This is a genomic window from Methylobacterium sp. 092160098-2, from assembly GCF_028920805.1.
Lineage (GTDB): Bacteria > Pseudomonadota > Alphaproteobacteria > Rhizobiales > Beijerinckiaceae > Methylobacterium > Methylobacterium fujisawaense.
This window is the reverse complement of record NZ_JAQPZJ010000002.1, coordinates 776,342-792,692: the sequence shown is the minus strand read 5'-3', so window position 1 is coordinate 792,692 and position 16,351 is coordinate 776,342. Positions and strand designations below refer to the sequence as shown.

16 protein-coding genes and 3 pseudogenes are annotated in these 16,351 nt (G+C 66.0%); 7 read left to right on the top strand and 12 right to left on the bottom strand.

The features are described 5' to 3' along the window. The first annotated feature begins 174 nt into the window (after positions 1-174). The 4 genes and pseudogenes from PQI07_RS29270 to PQI07_RS29255 all read left to right on the top strand — a co-directional run. Positions 175-1,418 (top strand): IS3 family transposase gene (locus PQI07_RS29270; RefSeq protein ID WP_274928424.1). Its coding sequence is split into 2 segments (ribosomal slippage): positions 175-499 and positions 499-1,418, totalling 1,245 coding nucleotides; the frame shifts between segments, so codons are not numbered across the junction. 36 nt (positions 1,419-1,454) lie between these two features. Then, positions 1,455-1,703: pseudogene (locus PQI07_RS29265) on the top strand (PAS domain-containing protein); the annotation flags it as partial. 81 nt (positions 1,704-1,784) lie between these two features. Then, on the top strand, positions 1,785-2,054 hold the full coding sequence (locus PQI07_RS29260; RefSeq protein WP_274928922.1) for a PAS domain-containing protein: 270 nt from the start codon (positions 1,785-1,787) through the stop codon (positions 2,052-2,054). Next, a pseudogene (locus PQI07_RS29255) lies at positions 2,048-2,206 on the top strand (response regulator); the annotation flags it as partial. The gene PQI07_RS29260 and the pseudogene PQI07_RS29255, both read left to right, overlap by 7 nt. A gap of 153 nt (positions 2,207-2,359) precedes the next feature. Here the strand turns inward: PQI07_RS29255 and PQI07_RS29250 are convergent. The 8 genes and pseudogenes from PQI07_RS29250 to PQI07_RS29210 all read right to left on the bottom strand — a co-directional run bounded on the left by PQI07_RS29250 (position 2,360) and on the right by PQI07_RS29210 (position 9,034). Continuing rightward, entirely contained in the window at positions 2,360-2,578 is a 219-nt protein-coding gene (locus tag PQI07_RS29250; protein ID WP_274928423.1) for a hypothetical protein, read from the bottom strand. Between the two features lie 71 nt (positions 2,579-2,649). Continuing rightward, a complete protein-coding gene (locus PQI07_RS29245; protein WP_274928422.1) occupies positions 2,650-3,045 on the bottom strand; it encodes a hypothetical protein in 396 nt (131 codons plus the stop codon). Positions 3,046-3,080: 35 nt separating this feature from the next. After that, positions 3,081-4,701 (bottom strand): annotated as a pseudogene (locus PQI07_RS37780) (methyl-accepting chemotaxis protein). A 194-nt stretch (positions 4,702-4,895) separates the two neighbouring features. Then, entirely contained in the window at positions 4,896-5,096 is a 201-nt protein-coding gene (locus PQI07_RS29230) for a metal-sensing transcriptional repressor (RefSeq protein WP_274928420.1), read from the bottom strand. A 310-nt stretch (positions 5,097-5,406) separates the two neighbouring features. Then, positions 5,407-6,204 (bottom strand): Crp/Fnr family transcriptional regulator, encoded by a 798-nt coding sequence (locus tag PQI07_RS29225; protein ID WP_274928419.1) that lies wholly within the window; start codon positions 6,202-6,204, stop codon positions 5,407-5,409. Between the two features lie 1,049 nt (positions 6,205-7,253). Next, a complete protein-coding gene (locus PQI07_RS29220) occupies positions 7,254-7,601 on the bottom strand; it encodes a response regulator (protein ID WP_274928921.1) in 348 nt (115 codons plus the stop codon). A 148-nt stretch (positions 7,602-7,749) separates the two neighbouring features. Next, positions 7,750-8,310 (bottom strand): ATP-binding protein, encoded by a 561-nt coding sequence (locus tag PQI07_RS29215; protein ID WP_274928418.1) that lies wholly within the window; start codon positions 8,308-8,310, stop codon positions 7,750-7,752. 133 nt (positions 8,311-8,443) lie between these two features. Then, on the bottom strand, positions 8,444-9,034 hold the full coding sequence (locus PQI07_RS29210) for a cache domain-containing protein (protein WP_274928417.1): 591 nt from the start codon (positions 9,032-9,034) through the stop codon (positions 8,444-8,446). A gap of 394 nt (positions 9,035-9,428) precedes the next feature. Between PQI07_RS29210 and PQI07_RS29205 the strand changes: the two genes are divergently transcribed. Genes PQI07_RS29205 through PQI07_RS29195 form a run of 3 tightly spaced genes read left to right on the top strand, consistent with a single transcriptional unit; the run spans position 9,429 to position 12,827 of the window. Beyond that, the gene (locus tag PQI07_RS29205; protein WP_274928416.1) at positions 9,429-11,042 is read left to right on the top strand and encodes a TnsB C-terminal domain-containing protein; all 1,614 of its coding nucleotides are present in this window, start codon (positions 9,429-9,431) and stop codon (positions 11,040-11,042) included. Between the two features lie 12 nt (positions 11,043-11,054). Then, the gene (locus PQI07_RS29200; RefSeq protein WP_274928415.1) at positions 11,055-11,936 is read left to right on the top strand and encodes a TniB family NTP-binding protein; all 882 of its coding nucleotides are present in this window, start codon (positions 11,055-11,057) and stop codon (positions 11,934-11,936) included. 27 nt (positions 11,937-11,963) lie between these two features. Further along, a complete protein-coding gene (locus PQI07_RS29195; protein WP_274928920.1) occupies positions 11,964-12,827 on the top strand; it encodes a TniQ family protein in 864 nt (287 codons plus the stop codon). 272 nt (positions 12,828-13,099) lie between these two features. On the opposite strand, the gene PQI07_RS29190 is transcribed toward PQI07_RS29195, so the two are convergent. The 4 genes from PQI07_RS29190 to hypD form a co-directional block, all read right to left on the bottom strand. Continuing rightward, complete coding sequence (locus PQI07_RS29190) at positions 13,100-13,474, bottom strand: DUF294 nucleotidyltransferase-like/CBS domain-containing protein (protein WP_274928414.1); 375 nt, start codon at positions 13,472-13,474, stop codon at positions 13,100-13,102. A 36-nt stretch (positions 13,475-13,510) separates the two neighbouring features. Further along, positions 13,511-14,068, bottom strand: coding sequence for a HupE/UreJ family protein (locus PQI07_RS29185; RefSeq protein ID WP_274928919.1), 558 nt, complete (start codon positions 14,066-14,068; stop codon positions 13,511-13,513). Positions 14,069-14,149: 81 nt separating this feature from the next. Then, positions 14,150-15,214, bottom strand: coding sequence for a hydrogenase expression/formation protein HypE (gene hypE / locus PQI07_RS29180; protein WP_274928413.1), 1,065 nt, complete (start codon positions 15,212-15,214; stop codon positions 14,150-14,152). Beyond that, complete coding sequence (hypD, locus tag PQI07_RS29175; RefSeq protein WP_274928412.1) at positions 15,211-16,347, bottom strand: hydrogenase formation protein HypD; 1,137 nt, start codon at positions 16,345-16,347, stop codon at positions 15,211-15,213. Before hypD ends, hypE begins: the two co-directional genes overlap by 4 nt. Between the last annotated feature and the right edge of the window lie 4 nt (positions 16,348-16,351).

Genomic DNA, 16,351 nt, shown 5'->3' with positions numbered 1-16,351 from the left:
GCTGCTCTCGCCCGTGCCGATGGTGCTGCTCTGGGGCGAGGACGGCATCATGATCTACAATGACGCATACTCGGTCTTCGCTGGCGGAAGGCACCCGAAACTGCTGGGTCCTCCGCCTCCCGGTTGCTTGAGACACCCCGTTAGCGGACGGTCTCCGCGACAGGGGTGAGGACGATGAGCACGGATACGAAGGCAGATGCAGGTGCAGTTGGTCCTGGTCGCGGCGGGCGCATGTCCCGGCAGCGCAAGCGGGATGCGGTGCTGCGGCTGCTGCGCGGCGAGGACCTGGAGAGCGTCTCACGCAGTCTGGGCGTGACCGCCGCGACCTTGTCGGGCTGGCGCGACGCCTTCCTGATGGCGGGCGAAGCGAGCTTGGCGACCCGGCCCCTTGATGCGGACGCGCTGGAGAGTGGGCGGCTGAAGGCCAAGCTCGGTGAGATGCTGATCGAGCGCGAGTTGCTGGAGGCCAAGATCGCCGCCCTGGAGGCGCGCGGCCCCGGCCCTTTGGCCCGCAGGCGGTCGCGGCCATGAGCCGGGCCGTCTCGCCTGCCAGCGGCAAAGTTTACGGACTGGCCCGGGTGTGTCGGATCTGGCGCGTGTCGCGCGCCACCGTCCACCGGCACCTCTCACCTTCCCGGCCCGTGCCGTCGCGGCGTCCCGGCCCGGTCGGGCCGATGCCGGATGCGGCGCTGCTTACGCAGATCCGCGCCATCCTCACGGACAGCCCCTTTCACGGCGAGGGTCACCGCAAGGTCTGGGCGCGGCTGCGCCTCAAGGGCGTACGCACCTCCAAACGCCGCGTGCTGCGCCTGATGCGCGCCCATGATCTGCTCGCCCCCGCACGTGTCGGCGCGCCGCGCGGCCCGCGCAATCACGACGGCACCATCATCCCGGAGAGGGTGGACACGATGTGGGGCACCGATCTGACCACCACCTGGACGGCTGAGGGCCAGGTTGCGGTGTTCGTGGCCGTCGACCACTGCTCGGCCGAGTGCGTGGGCATCCATGCGGCGCGTCGGGCCACACGGTTCGAGGCGCTGGAGCCGATCCGCCAGGGTGTGCGGCAGCGCTTCGGCGGCTTTACGGCCGAGATCGCCTCCGGCCTGAGTGTCCGGCACGACCACGGCAGCCAGTACATGTCGGACGATTTCCAGGCGGAACTGGCGTTCCTGGGCATCGCAACTTCGCCCGCCTTCGTGCGCGCACCGGAAGGAAACGGCTGCGCCGAGCGCTTCATCCGCACGCTCAAGGAGAACCTGCTGTGGGTGAAGCACTTCGACACGGTCGAGGACCTGCGTCGCGCTTTGCTGGCCTTTCGCGACCTCTACAATGAGACGTGGCTGATCGAGCGGCACGGCTTCCGACCACCAGCCGCCATTCGCACCGCGCAGCTTCCACCCGCGGCCTTGGCCGCGTAGGCTTCAGATCGGTGTCTCACAATCCGCGGGCGGTACATGGGCAGCAAGGTGCGGGAGGGCTGACCCGAGGTCGCTGATTTCAACGACACGACCATGCGTGTCGGGCTTGCCGGCGAGACGCTTTCCTTCAAGGATCAGGAGCTGACCCTGTACCGGCAAGACCGACCTGAGCAGGTCTGGATGAACCTGGACTACTCGCCGGTTCTCGATGAGAGCGGCCGCCCGGCGGGCGTGCTCTGCATTCTCGCCGAGATCACCGAGCGCGTCGCCGCCGATCGGCGGCAGGTGCAGGCGGAAGCCGCGGTCCGCGAGAGTGAGGCGCGGTTCCGCGCGCTGGTCAACGCCAGTTCCGACGTCGTCTACCGGATGAACCCGGATTGGACGGAGCTGCGCCATCTCGACGGCCGCGGATTCCTTGCCGACACCGACGCACCGGCCGGCAGCTGGCCCGAGACGTACCTGTTCGATGAGGATCGCCCGCGCGTCTTGGCCGCAATTGATGAGGCGGTGCGCACGCACAGCGCGTTCGAGCTCGAGCATCGAGTCCGCCGCGCCGACGGCTCGCCGGGTCGGATCTTTTCGTGTGCGGTGCCCGTGCTCGATGCGGCCGGCCGGCTGGTCGAGTGGTTCGGGTGAACCGGCCCGGCCTCAAGGTGCTGTTCAACACCGGCTATGCCGAGAATGCCGTCGTGGGCAACGGTCACCTGGAGCCGGGCATGGGCGTGCTGACCAAGGCGTTCGTGATGGAGACGCTGGCGAGCCGGATCCGCGAGATGATCGTAGCTTGAGCGCGGCGGGCTATTGTCAGAACTGTCGGTACTGTCGGCACCCGAGCCGAGGCGTGGGTACGACAGAACAAGGTTAGGTGTGTCTGTCACGAACGATGCCAGACAGAAGAGACAGTTGCGACGGAAGGGGCCGAGATGTTTGTCCCGGTGCCGTCAAGCGCCGACTTGAGCGTCTGCCAGCATGGTGTCGCGGTGCTTCCGTAGCAGGACGAGGCTCGTCATGTAGGACGAGAGCAGCATCTCGTCCCGTGCCGCAACCTCCATGTGCTTGGCCAAATCGGCGACCCTGATGCACTGGCGGTGAAAGCGGCGCTCACAGGCGGCGATGTCTTCGTTCACGGCGATCAGCGCCTCGATCCGCCTCTGCGTCACCGAACCAGCTCTCCTGCTCTATCGCCCGCAGTCTAGTTCGAAGCCGGCTATCGGCAGGGGGCTGAGACGATCTACCCCGTGTGATCATCCACCTCCGTTGCCGGCTCGGGCGTGGCCCTTCCGGCAGTTTTATTAAGGCCGCCCTGGATCACGCGCAGCACCACTTGAGGCGGGATCTCTGCGGGCGCGCCGCCGAAAATGCTCGTGATCAGCTTGGCGACTTCACCGTTCGATCCCGGCAGTTCGAGCTTGTCGGCGGCCGCGAGCGCCTCCTCCTTGAGCGCCTCGGGTTCGATCAGGCCGGCTTTGGTCATCTCGCGCAGCAGCAGGGCGCAAACGAGACTGTTGGCGCGTATCTGGTGGAACAGGGCCTGGAAGGCGGCTCCAGTCCCTTCGAAGCAGCGGCTGAACGCCTCGAGCAAAGGCTCCAGTTCGCCCGCAGAGATCGGCCGGTCCGGGTCTGACATGGGTTGTTCCTCGCGCCTACGCAGGCCTCAAGCAGTCAGAGCCGGTAGCGGTTAGCGAGCGCCATGAGGGCCTGGGCGAGTTCGGTGAGATTGGCGGAGGCGGCCTCGACCTGGCGTGTGCCGGCCGCGGTCTGCTGGCTGGCCTGCCGGATGTTCTGCAGCGCGCCCATCACCTGCTCGATGCCGAGCTGCTGCTGGTTGGTCGAGGCCACGATCTGCTGGAAGGTCTGCACGTTCTCCTCCACCCGCGCGGTGATCTCCTCGATGGTCCGCTGCGTCGTGTCCGAGCGCGTCTTGCCCGCGGCCGCGCGCTTGACCGCCTCCTCGGTGAGCATCACCGACGTGTTGATGCCCCGCTGGATCTCGCCCAGGATGCCGCGCACCTGACCGGTGGCCGCCTTGGCCTGGTCGGCCAGGAGCTTCATCTCCGAGGCCACCACCGCGAAGCTGCGCCCGCTCTCGCCGGCCGCGGCCGCCTCGATGGCGGCGTTGAGCGCCAGGAGATGCGTGCGTTCCGAGATGTCGTTGACCGTCTCGATGATGTCGCCGATCGTCTGGGTCTTCTCCGACAGGCTGACGATGTTGCCGGCCACGGCCTCCGCCTGCTCGCGGATCGCGTCCATGGCCTTGGCGGTGTCGGAGACCGCGCGCAGGCCCTGCCGCGAGGTCTGGGCCGTGGCCTGGGCGGTGGCGATCACCTCGGTGGCGCGCTTCGAGATCTGCGCGCCCGAATGGGTGATCTCGTCGACCGTGGCGGCGGTCTCCTGCACGGCGGCGAATTGCTGCTCGACCGAGGCCGCCTGCTCCTGCGCCGAGGCGCGGATCTCGGCCGCCGCCGCGTTCAGGTCCGCCGTGGCCGCACGGTTGGTCCGCGCCAGATCCGACAATCCGGTGACCATAGTATTCAGGGTCGCGGCCAGCCGACCGACTTCGCCACCTGCGCCTGCTTCCACGTGCCCCGACAGGTCACCCCCTCCAACCCGCTCGACGAAGGTCATCACCCGAACCAGCGGGCGCACGATCAGGCGGTTGATCGAGATCCATATTCCAGTGCAGATCAGGAGGGTGAGTAGGGTACCGCCCCACAGGGCGAGGCTCTCGTCACGCTCGGCCTGCGTGACACGCGCATTCTGCATCGCCTGCGTCCGCTCCTCCAGGGCCTCGATGGGCGGAGAGCTTCCCGCGCAGGGTGTCGAACATCGCCTTGCCCTTGCCGTCGGCCTCGATGCCGACCGCCTCTGTTCGTGTGGCCGGATCGGCCGCGCGGCGAATGGCGACCTCGCCGACGTCGCTCTGCCAGGCCCTGGCGGCCGTGACCGCATCCGCGAGCAGGCTCATGCGCTCGGGATCGACACCGATGAGAGATCTCAGGCGATTGATCGTCTCGTCTAGAGCCGGCCGTCCAGCCCGATAGGGTTCGAGGCTGCTCTCACGCCCGGTGATCAGGTAGCCGCGCAAACCCGTCTCCTGGTTAAGCATGGCCGTGCGAAAACCGTCGAGGTTGCGGATGACCAAGGTCGAGTGATCGAGCGCCTCCGTCGCGGTGTGCAGCGCGTTGCGGGTGGCCACGACCGCGCCGCTGCTGAGGAGCGAAACGAGCGCGATGACGCCGATGGCTCCGCCGAGCGACCGGTTGAGACCGAACGTGTTTGGCATTCCCGCTCTTCCTGGCCGGAGTGAGGCGCGACCTGAACACCTCTCAGCCGAGCTGTACCGGTTGGCCCCGGGACAAGGCAATCGCGTCGATGGTCTCTCGAAAGGCAAACAAGGTTCGACCGACGGCCAGCTTGAGAAGCATGCCGAACAAAGGATGCGCCGATGATTCCGAACGGTATGCGGCGCTGGCGAACTCAGTCGAAGCCGAGCATCGCGGATCGAAGCACCCGCATCATGTCCTCGACCGCTTGCGCGTTATCGATACCAGAGGCCGCGATCTTCAGGCCTTCAGAGACGTGTTGGTCGATGATCAGCAAGGCGACTTCGCGCAGGGCGGCTCGGGCGGCGTGGATCTGCTGGATCTCGTCGAGGCAGTAGCGGTCTTCCCCGATCATCGCGCAGGCCTCGGACCTGTCCCTCAATCCGGTTGAGGCGCTGCACGAGGGGCGTCCGCCCGTCGCCAGTTCGATGCAGGATGATGCGTCCGTCGATGAACTCGCTCTCGGCCATTCCACCTCGTGCCCAGGTCGGATGGCCAGTTCTCGGCAAGTGACGGTTGTGGGCGACAGGACAGAGCAGTGCCGACAAACGTGCCAGAAGCGACGATCGCCTGCGCTTCTGGCTGTGAGGTGCTCTGACCTTGATTCCTGCGCCTGCAGCGGTCATCGTCCGCGAAAAGACGCTTGCGACAATGACTGATCACGCTCAGGCAATCGGCTCGATCCGCGTTGATCTGGCCGGGCCCCGCCCCGATTGATGATAGATCGATCTCTCGTACCACTGGCTATCGCTGCGCGCGGGGGCTGAAAGCGCTTCGTGCATCTGCAAGTACGTTGGATCGAAGTCAGCGGCCTGGGCCAAAGCGCCGTGATCGAGGATCGTCGCAACCTTGCCGCGCACCCGCACCAGGCCGCGGGTCCTGAGCTCCCGAAGGGTGCGGTTAACGTGAACCGAGGTCATGCCGAGCACGTCGGCGAGATCGACCTGGGTCAAGTCGAATGGAAAGCTCGTCTCATCCGCCAAACCGACGGCGTTCATGCGTGCCCAGAGTTCGCAGAACAGGTGGGCGGCGGCCTCGTACGCCGAGCGCCGGCCCAAGCTGACGATCCGCTCGGTGGCGATTGCGCCCTCACGCGCGACGGCGCGAAAGAGGAACTCCGCCCAGTCCGGACTGAGTGCGCTGTCAGTGAACAGGATCTTGCGCGGGATCTCGCCGAGGATGCATGCCGAGAGCGCCACGACGTCATCGCCGGCTCGGCCGTTGAGATTATAGCCGAGGTCGCACAGGTCACCGGGCAGGTAGAGTTCCGTGATCTGTCGTGATCCGTTGCCGAGCACGCGGTAGCGCGCCGCCAACCCCGAGATAACAAGGTGGAGATGGGCGACGCGTGCATCGGAGCTGATGGCCCGTCGTGGAGCCACGCTGCGTCGGCGGACGACGCTGGCTTGCAGGCGCTTAAGGATGTCTGCGCGGCTACGATCCAGTGGAGCGTCCGTGAGCATCGCATCCTCCAGCCGGGTGATCGGGCAGTGCGTGGATTATGTATTCGCGGTCTGCGACTTCCGGCTACATAGCGATGCGCGCAGTGAAGTCGAGCCTGCGCTGCCTCAAAGCCAAAAGATGCCGAAGAGCAGGGCCGCTTCGGCGGCGATGAGGCCGAGGATCAGGCCCAGCGAGAGCCGGTCGATGCGGAGCGATGGATCGGTAACGGTGTGTTCGGCCACGGCTGATCTCCTGATTCGAGAGACGCACGCAACGCGCATTCCGGTCGACACCGGCCTGCTCCGCAAGAACCGGATCGCAGACGGAACGAGTACTGTAAACCCGTATCGAAAGGTCTGATTTCGACGATGTGATTGCGCCGATGTTTCTCGATAATGTCCCAAATGCGGCGAATCTGTGGCACGCACCCGCAGCCCTTTCAGCGTGTTCAATGGCTGGATGCAGGCCGGGCAGTCGTTCAGGCCGGGAAGGAACCGCGCGAGCGGCCAGCGTTGCCTAACATCGACGTCTGTCCAATCTTGACGTCGATCCAGGTGCGGCTTTGACAGACGTGGCACGGGAGAACTTCAGCAATGTCCACGCAGGAATACTTTCTTGAGGACGGACGTTAAGTGCAGGTGCATTCCAGGGTTTTTTCAAAGCTTGTGAGCGCTGCCGTCGAGGCGGATCAGCTCAATCAAGGTTGTATCTTCGCTCAATCGCCGAGGTTTCGAGACAGATCGGCTGGGGCAAGAATTGCATCGAGCCCTTGGCTTTTCGATTGAGGGAACCAAACCGATAATGACCGGTTTTCTAAAGGCACATGACGCACGGTGTGCAATCCCAAGTCGACCCTGGCGCGAGCTGCTCTTCCCTCAAAGAGCAGCTCGTTCCATGTCAGGACAGCGCCGGGCCGCCATGAGGCACGAGGTGTCACTTGTGGGCTGAGAAGGCCGTTCGCAGGTCCCGCAAAGCGGCGTCGGCCTCGGTCAGTGACGCGAAACCCTCGCGCTGCACGGTGAAGCCGGTGACACTCTTGATTTTGAGGTCGACTCGGCTGTCTGCCCGCTCAACGATCCGGTAGGTGACGCAACGCGACGGAAGCGGGCCTGAACGGATCCTCCTGGTCTCCACTGGCGCAACCCCAAAAAGACCGCGGCTCGGCGGGTTCCCACACTGGGACTGCGCAGCGACCAGGCCGCGAAGGTCGCGAGCCTCGCAGAAGCATCGAGGCAGCGCGTGACGACGTTGCGCACCTGAGCGCGGTTGAACGGCCTGCCGATAAGGTCGTTCGCGCCGGCAGCGAGCAGGCGCTCCGCCTGCTCGGAAAGCACATGCGCGTCATCGCGACGATCGGCACGTCGTGGTGCGGGCAGGATAAGACACGGATCCGGCTCATGGCCGTCACGCCGTCCATCACCGGCATCTCCACGTCCATGAGCACGAGGTCAAGGCTTGAGCTTGAACGAAGCTCACGACCTCCTGGTCGTCGCAAGCCGTGTCGACCCGGTAGCCCAACGCTTCGAGCACCACCTGGACGAGCTCGCGGTTGATCTCACCGTCCTCTACCAGGAGCAGGTGCACGCGGGTTGCGTCCGCTGAGACCGGGGCCGCTGCCGCCAACCGATCGCTCGCGCCTCGACTTCCGAAGCGCGTGGGAGTGTAAGGCTGAACCAGAAGGTCGAGCCCTCGCGACTGTCGACGCCGATCTCGCCGCCCATCGCCGCGATCAGGCCTTTGGCGATCGCGGGCCCCAGCCCGGTGCCGCCGAACCGGCGCGTCGTGCTGCTGTCGGCCTGCACGAACCGGTTGAACAGGCGTGTATGTGTCTCGGCCGAGATGCCGATGCTGGGGTCGCGGATCTTGACGTGCGCGGCCACGCCGTCCGGCGTCTCCGACTGGCTGAGCGCGACGGTGACGGAGCCGTGGGCTGTGAACTTCACCGCGTTGTTGACGAGGTTGAGCAGCACCTGCCGCAGGCGCGTGACGTCACCGAGCACGCGAGGGTCGTGACCGTCGGCTTCGATGTGCAGACCGAGCCCTTTGCGTTCGGCGGTCCCGCGCACGTGCGCCGCCCACCATCCGAGCAGCGCGAAGAACAGCGCGAAGGTCGCGCCGCCGAGCACGAGCCTGTCGAGGATCGGAGCGGCGAGCGCGTGTGCGATTTCGATCGGCTGCCGGACGACGACGGTCCACGGCAGGGTCGGTCGCTCGCGCGAGCCCTGTGCCCGGCTCGCGCCGGTGAAGTATTGATCACACTTAGGCCATGCGCCTCGCCCGCTCGGCACCTGCGGCTACAGCGGCCATCGCCGGCAGGTCGGCCTGCAGACGTTGACCCTCCTGATCGCCCGGCCCGAGGTCGACGCTCGGGTCGCGCGCCAGCGCTGACGCGATCGCCGCGCGGCACATCTCGCGCATCCACCGGACGCTCAAGTGCCCCCCGACGACGCCGATCGTGGCTCCTGACGCGTCATGCAGGGGCACGGCGACGTCGACGAAGTGCTTCGGCTCGCCGTAGGGCAGGGGCGGCAGCTTCTTGGCGAGAAGCGCCGCCTCGTGCGCGTCGAGCACTGTCGGGCGCTCGAGGCCGGCCTGGAACCAGGGTCTGGCGGCGACGCTCTCGCCCTCTAGCATCCCGCCGGTGCTGGCGACGATGCGTCCCGACCGGTCGGCAAAGCCGATCCAGGCGTAGGCTGGGTAGGTCTGGCGCATCGCCTCGACCCAGGTCCGCCGCGCCTCCGGCGTCGTCGCCGTCGTCTGCGCGACCGAGGACAGGACCGCCATGTCGCCGAGACGCTCCGCGATGTTGGCATCGATGGTTTGGCGCAGCTGCTCGGCGAGGTCGGCCATGCGCGCCTCGGCGGCGGACCTGCACGCGGTCGGCGACGAAGCGCGAGACCACGACCGTCCCTGCGAAGGTCAGGATTAGTGCGCTGGCGGCGAACACCAGGGCGAGGAGCGTGTGCAGCCGCATGGCGACATCCGAACGAGAGGCTGCGCGGTCATCGCAGGCTGCGGTCAATCCGGCGCTGTCGGGTTTCCCAGGAATCCGTGAGCGGAGCTATTGCCAGAACTGTCGGTTCGTGTCACTTGGCACTTAATTATGAGAATTACATATAAACAATTCCAAATGCTTAGGCTGGCACTTAAATTGAGAATTAGCAGTTAATTTGATAATGACCCTTGGCGTTTGCCACTTAATGTGAGAATCTGGTTTACAGAGTTTTTTCACTCGCGAGCCTCTATGAGCGACCCATTTCCCGACGAAATTGATGAGGCGCTTTGGGATGAAGCGTGCCGGCGTGCGGATGCGATTCGTGGCTTTCTAAGGCGCCACCCCGGTCGCACTACGGCCGGAAATGTTGCGGGACTCGCGGCCGAACTCGGCCTTAGCCAAGCTACAGCTTACCGCATGGTCAAGCTGTTCCGCGCCGGCGGAACCGTCCTGTCGCTTGTGGACCGCAAACGCGGGCGGCCGGAGGGCCATCGCACCCTGGATGAGAAGCGTGAGCAAATCGTTCGGAGGACCATCAATGCGTTCTACCTGAAGCGGACACGACCGACGGTCTCGCAGCTGGTCCGGGACGTGCAGACGAACTGCATGTCGGCGGGGCTGAAGCCGCCGCATCGCAGAACGATCGTCGCTCGCCTTGAGCACATAGACCTCCAGAAGCGTGCCAGGCGACGCGGTGAACAGAAGATCGTCAAGGCGACAACGGCCGTTCCCGGAGCGTTCGGTGCCTCCCGCCCCCTCGAGGTGGTCCAGATCGACCATACCAAGGCCGATGTATTCGTTGTTGATGAGGAGACCCGGCAGCCGATCGGCCGGCCGTGGCTGACCTTGGCGATGGACATCTGCAGTCGGATGGTAACCGGGTTCCATCTCACCATGGACGCACCGTCGCGGCTGTCGACCAGCCTGTGCCTCTTGCATTCCGTCTTCGACAAGTCGGCATGGTTGAGAGAACGCGAGATCAGGGAGCCGTGGCCCGTGGCCGGCCTGCCGAACACGGTACATGTCGACAACGGATCCGACTTCCGAAGTCGAGCATTCAAGAGAGGTTGTGAGGATGCCGGGATGGCAATCGAATGGCGGCCGCCGGGCGAGCCGCGCTTCGGTGGTCACATCGAGCGTCTGATCGGCACTCAGATGGGAAAGCTGCACCTGCTGCCCGGGACAACATTCAGCAACGAACAGGAGCTCGGCGAATACAACTCCAAGCGGCACGCAGCGCTGACTTTGAGGGAACTCGAGCGCTACATCGCCCTCGATATCGTCGGCTCCTACCATCAGTCGATCCACAGCTCCCTGGGCCGCCCGCCGATTGCGGTCTGGCGGGAGCACGAAGGCGAGATCCCGCTTCGACTGCCACAGGATCGGCTCCGCTTCTGGCTGACCTTCCTGCCTGAGCAGGAGCGCACCTTGCGGCCGACCGGGATTCATCTGTTCGGCCTGCGCTACTGGTCGGCAGCGCTCACCGCCGACGTCGGGCATTCTGAGCGCCGCCTGCTTGTGAAGTACGATCCGCGCGACCTCGCGCGCATCTTCGTTCGACGGCCATCAGGAAACTTTGTGGAAGCCCGTTATGCCGACATCACCCTGCCCTCGATAACGCTGCACGAGGCGCTGACCGCCCGACGCACCCTGCTGGCGAAAGGCCGTCGTGAAGTCGACACCCGCGCCATCGTCCGCGCCGCGTTGGTGCAGCGAGAACTGGTCGATGCCGCAACCAGAAAGACGGCGGCGGCGCGCCGCGGCAAGGCTTCGTCAAAATCGAAGGTGGACGATCAGGGATGGGGCTCGCTCCGCGGTGTCGACTCCAGCAAACCTGTACCCTTTGTTGAGGATACGGATTGAGCTGGAGTGAATATGAACGATGAAGTCTCCCACCTGACTGCGAGCGCAGCCGCACTGCTCGCCGAAACTGACGAGCGACGCATTCGAGCGATACGATCACGCCGCTGGATTCTCTACCCGCGCGCCAAGCAGGCGCTCGACCGGCTAAGTGGCCTCCTCGACCATCCGCGAGGCACGCGCATGCCCTCGGTCGCGATCTATGGCGACAGCGGCATGGGAAAGACCATGATTATGAAGCGGTTCCGGGACGAGCACCCGCCGAGCTTCAATCCGCTGACGGGCACGCTAAAGACACCGGTCCTGGCCATGGAAATGACCAGCCGTCCCGGCGAGCGACGGTTCTACTCCGAACTACTTACTCTTCTCGGCGCGCCGCAGCGGCCTCGCGCCGACATCGCCCAGATGGAACAGGCGGCGTTGCGGATCATGGAAGCGATCGGCGTGCAGGTGCTGGTCATCGACGAGGTTCACAACATCCTCGCCGGGTCCTACCGCGAGCAACGCATCGTCCTGAATACGCTCCGCTTCCTCAGCAATCGTCTGCAGATCTCCCTGGTCTGCTTCGGTGTCAACGATGCGCGGGAGGCCATCAGTGGTGACGTCCAGCTTGCGCGCCGGTTCGAGCAGTTCACCTTGAGCCGGTGGGCTGCAAACGAACAGTTCGAGACCCTGGTGGCCTCGATCCTGCGCAACACGCCGCTGCGTCGACCCTCGATGCTTACGCCGAAATCGCTGCGACGGATCCTGCAGATCACAGAGGGTATCACCGCCAACATCTTCCACGTGATCAACAGCCTGGCCGTCGAAGCCATCGAGAGCGGCCGCGAGCACATCAACGACGAAGCCGTCGAGAACTGGGAGCCAGAGTTCGATGCCGAGGCGGCATTCGCATGATTGAGAACCCACCGCCGGCAGTTGCCGGTGTGCTTGCCGCCCCATTCTGATGAACTCCTGTCCTCCTGGATCAGTCGCCATGCCGCCTTCTACGCGGTCCCTCCGCTTGTCATGCTTCGCCATTGCCTGCCGGAGACCTCCGCGTTGCGCGCGGCCGATCTCCATCTGAGCAGTGATCAGGAAATCCGCCTCGCCAACATATTCGGCACCGAACCGGCCGTGGTGCGTCGAATGATCTTCACAAATGTCGCGCAATCATCGCGTCGGCTCATCGCCACGCGGCCAACGCAGGTCTGCACGAGCTGCAGCCCGGGACATGCGGAACCGGCGCCGATCCTGCGAAGCCAGCTTCTGGGGTGGCGTATTACGTGCGCTTTGTGTGGAAACCAACTTCGGGATGCCGGCAGTCGCGAACTCGCCTCCCCTTTCCGGCAACATCGCCTTGCGGCCGTTCATGGCGAAAGGCTGCTCGACGATGAAGCCGAACGGGGTATCGGAACCTGGACCTCACCAGCCGACATTGCTCGGCTTCTCCTGATGCGACGCGTTCCAACGCCTGTACCCCGCGAGCACGACCTCTGGCGCTTCCGGCTGCTCGGCGCAATTATCCCCGATCTCGACCATGTCATCGCCGAGCGACAGGAGAACCTGCCTACACCTGCAAAGCCGATCCTGCCGCTCCACCTGCGGCCGGCTCTGCTCGCCGGCGTTGCCATCGTCGAGCGTGCCGGACCGGAGATGCTCCGGATGCTACGGGGGTACATGATGGGCGACAACAGGGTCCGGTTCACTGACGCCACCGAGAACATGATAGCCCGAGCTCGCAGGTCGAGTGCCTCTTCGCAGATGCACTTAATTTGCGAATCTTGCAGCAATGATTCTTACAATTAGGTGCCACGCTTGAGCCTAACCGACGCATTCTTACAATTAAGTGCCAAGCGACATCAAGCAGCTCGAACGCAAACTCGGCGTCGCCTGACGCGTGTCATCCCGGGGCGTTCGCCACCCCCGCGGCAACGTCCCGGAGCGACGGAGAGGGGCACGCGGCAGACCACTGCGTGCTCCGGGCTCCGGCGAAGCCGCCTTCATGCGCGATCGCCTACCTTACGGTGCGCGACTCCTCCGACTTGCGGAGTCGAAATGTCCTGGCCACGCCTCGGCGACTACGTCGACGCTCCCGACAGGAAATCGGAGATGGCATCGAGCGTCAGGACCGCGATCCGCTCGCCCTGGTGCTCGACGAGGGCCGCCTGCACGTGACCATGCAGTATGGCATCTGCGACGTCCGAGAGCAGATCCATCGGCTCGCAGCGCAGCACGGCAGGCTCGGCCGAATTATCCGCCCCCGCCGCTAGCCGGCGCAGCACGCAGCATTCCGTCATGAGCCGCACCGGCCGGCCGCAGGGGGCGATCTGCAGCACCGCCGTCAGGCCGGCGAACGTCATGAGCCGGGCGATGGAAGGCAGCGGCTCGTCGGCCGCGACCTCCACCAGAGGGCAGCTCGCGGTGCGCAGCACATCCCCGACGCGGATCGTCATCCCGGGAGACGAGCCGGGCATCGCATCGCGCTCCTGCTAGAGGATGCCGGTCGCGATAAGCAGCCCGGCGACGCAGATCAGCCCGCCTGCGCCCCGCACGCAACTCTGGCCCTGGCTTTCCGCGAAGCGGCCGATCAGGAAGCCCAGGCCGATGCCGGCGAGGTGCAGCAGCGCCGTTCCCAGCATGAAGCCGATCCCATAGGCGAGGACACCGGCGTCGTCGAGCATTTCCGTGCCGTGGGCATGGCCGTGGAAGATCGCGAAGAAGCCGACGAGCCCGATGGCGAAGGCGAGCGGCGCCCCGACGCCGAGCGCAACCGCGGCGCCCAGCACCACCACCGACAGGGCGATGCCGAGTTCCACGAACGGCACGTCCACGCCCGCCACGCCGAGCGCGCCGCCGACCATCATCGCGGCGACGAAGGCTGTGGGCAAGGCCCACAGCGCCCTGCCGCCGAGCTGCCATGCGAGGATGCCGACCGTCACCATTGCGAGGATGTGGTCCAGCCCGGTCACCGGGTGCATGAAGCCATGCACGACGCCGTGGGTATCGCCGACGCCGGTATGCGCGAAGGCGAGCGTCGGCGTCAGCATGGCCGCCAAGGTGAGCGGCACGGCGCGAACGCGGCGGACATTCATGGCGTAGTCTCCCTGGAGGTTCTTGTTGGTCGATCTTCAGCAGATGCGCGGCAACTGGTCGCCGACCAGCATGTCGACGATGCGCTGGCCGCCGAAGCGTGTTTCCATGACGACGCGGCCGGCGCGCCCCTCGGTCACGGTGCCGATGGCCGTCGTGGCGCGGCCGAGCGGATGGCCGCTCAGTGCCTTAACGGCGGCGTCGGCCTGATCGGGCGGGACGACGGCGACGAGCTTGCCTTCATTGGCGAGGTAGAGCGGGTCGAGCCCGAGAATCTCGCAGAAGCCCTGAACGTCACTGCGCACCGGTGTATCGAGTTCGCGGATGCGCACGCCGACCGCGCTCGCCTCGGCCAGCTCGTTGAGCACGGCGGCGACGCCGCCGCGCGTGGCGTCGCGCATCGCCCGGACGCCCGGCGCCGCTCCGATCAGCACGTCCACCAGTTCGTGCAGCGCCGCGCAGTCGCTCTCGATCGCCGCTTCGAGCGCGAGGTCGCCGCGCGCGTTTAATATGGCCGCGCCATGGTCGCCGAGCTGGCCATTGACCAGGATCACGTCGCCGGGGCGGGCTCGCCCGATGCCGACATCGACACCGGTGCGCACGACGCCGATCCCGGTGGTGGTGACGAAGAGCTTGTCGCAGGCGCCCCGCGCCACTACCTTGGTGTCGCCGGTGACGATCGGCACGCTGGCGGCGCGCGCGGTCTCTGCCATGGACTGCGCTACCGCGCGCAGCGTCTCGACCGGCAGCCCTTCCTCGATGATCACCGCGCAGGACAGCGCGACCGGCCGCGCCGCGCCGACCGCGAGATCGTTGATGGTGCCGCACACCGCGAGCTTGCCGATGTCGCCGCCGGGAAAGAACAGCGGATCGACGACGAAGCTATCGGTAGTGAAGGCGAGCCGGTCGCCCTGCGCCGCGAGCGCCGCGAGATCAAAGCGGGCCTGGTCCTCCAGCGCGCCCGGAGCTTCGGCGAACGCCGCGATGAATATCTCGTCGATCAGGTCGCGCATCGCGCTGCCGCCGCCGCCATGCGCCAGCGTGACCGATTTCGGCAGAGCGCGATGAATGGCGCGCCCGGTGGATTGGACGAGCGAGTTCATGCGGCCCCCTCCATGGCAGGCTGGCGCACGCCGCCATACTGGTAATAGGCCGCGCACGAGCCCTCCGACGACACCATGAGCGCGCCGAGCGGCGCCTCCGGCGTGCAGGCGGTGCCGAACATCGGGCAGGCCCAGGGCTTCATCTGGCCGGTCAGCACCTCGCCGCAGCGGCAGGCGTCGGGGTCGGCGACCTGCACCTCCGGCACGGCGAAGCGCCGCTCCGCATCGAACTCGGCGTAGGGCGCGCGCAGCGTCACGCCCGACTGGGCGATGGAGCCGAGGCCGCGCCATTCGAAGGTCGGCCGCACTTCGTAGACCTCGTCGACCGCGCCCATCGCCCGCGCATTGCCGGCGTCGGGCACGACGCGGGCATATTGGTTTTCGATCGCCGCGCGCCCGTCCGATAGCTGACGCAGCACCATGAGCAGCGATTGCAGGAGGTCGATCGGCTCGAAGCCTGAGACCACCATCGGCTTGTGGAACTCCTCTGCGATGAAGCGGTAGGGCGTCGTGCCGATCACCATCGAGACATGCCCCGGCCCGATGAAGCCGTCGATGCCGAGGTCCGGCTTCTCCAGCAGCGCGCGCAGGGTCGGGATGATGGTGATGTGGTTGCAGAACACCGAGAAATTGGTGATCCCTTCGCGCGCCGCCCTCAGCACGGTCAGCGCCGTCGAGGGCATCGTCGTCTCGAAGCCGAGGCCGAAGAACACCACCTCGCGGTCCGGATTGCGGCGGGCGAGAGCGAGGGCGTCGAGCGGAGAATAGACCATGCGCACATCCGCGCCATCGGCCTTGGCAGTGAGTAGGCTCTTGCGCGAGCCCGGCACCCGCATGGCGTCACCGAAGGTGGCGAAGATCACTTCCGGCCGCTCGGCAATGGAGACGCAGTCGTCCACGCGTCCCATGGGCAGCACGCAGACCGGGCAGCCCGGCCCGTGCACGAACTCGATGATGTCCGGCAGCAGCCCTTCGAGCCCATAACGGAAAATGGCGTGGGTATGCCCACCGCACACTTCCATGATGGCAAACGGCCGGTCGCGGCCGCGCTCCATGTGGGCGGCGAGCGCGCCGATCTCGCGCACGAGGCCCTTGGCAAGGGCGGGGTCGCGGAATTCGTCGACATAGCGCATGACG